Origin of the sequence: Pseudomonas sp. NCHU5216 (genome assembly GCF_052156495.1) — a bacterium.
Lineage (GTDB): Bacteria > Pseudomonadota > Gammaproteobacteria > Pseudomonadales > Pseudomonadaceae > Aquipseudomonas.
Map to the genome: position 1 here is coordinate 1 of NZ_JBQLIX010000090.1, position 536 is coordinate 536.

General features: G+C 51.7%; 2 tRNA genes and 1 rRNA gene. All 3 read left to right on the forward strand.

Annotated features, from left to right (window positions below):
• Nucleotides 1–68, forward strand: a 16S ribosomal RNA gene (locus ACSVIK_RS25995); the annotation flags it as partial.
• A 171-nt stretch (nt 69–239) separates the two neighbouring features.
• Nucleotides 240–316: transfer RNA gene (locus ACSVIK_RS26000), tRNA-Ile, on the forward strand.
• A gap of 20 nt (nt 317–336) precedes the next feature.
• A tRNA-Ala gene (locus tag ACSVIK_RS26005) sits at nt 337–412 on the forward strand.
• The last annotated feature ends 124 nt before the right edge of the window (nt 413–536 follow it).

The following is a 536-nucleotide window of genomic DNA, read 5'->3' on the forward strand; positions in this document are numbered from 1 at the left end:
GATTCATGACTGGGGTGAAGTCGTAACAAGGTAGCCGTAGGGGAACCTGCGGCTGGATCACCTCCTTAATCGAAGACATCAGCTTCTTCATAAGCTCCCACACGAATTGCTTGATTCACTGTAGAAGACGATGCTGTAACGCGGCGACCCTGTTAGGTCTGTGGCTCAGTTGGTTTGAGCGTACCCCATGCTGTTTGGGTAGAGAGCAGGGTGAGGTCGACCAAGGGCAAACCTGTGATAGGTCTGTAGCTCAGTTGGTTAGAGCGCACCCCTGATAAGGGTGAGGTCGGCAGTTCAAATCTGCCCAGACCTACCAATTTTGGTGCAGATGCTTACGGGGCCATAGCTCAGCTGGGAGAGCGCCTGCTTTGCACGCAGGAGGTCAGCGGTTCGATCCCGCTTGGCTCCACCATTACAGCGTGATCGTAGAGAGTTCAGAAATGAGCGCTTCAGGGTGATCCTGTCGAGTGCTGATTTCTGGTCTTTTGACCGGTAGAAACATCGTTCTTTAAAAATTTGGATATGTGATAGAAGTG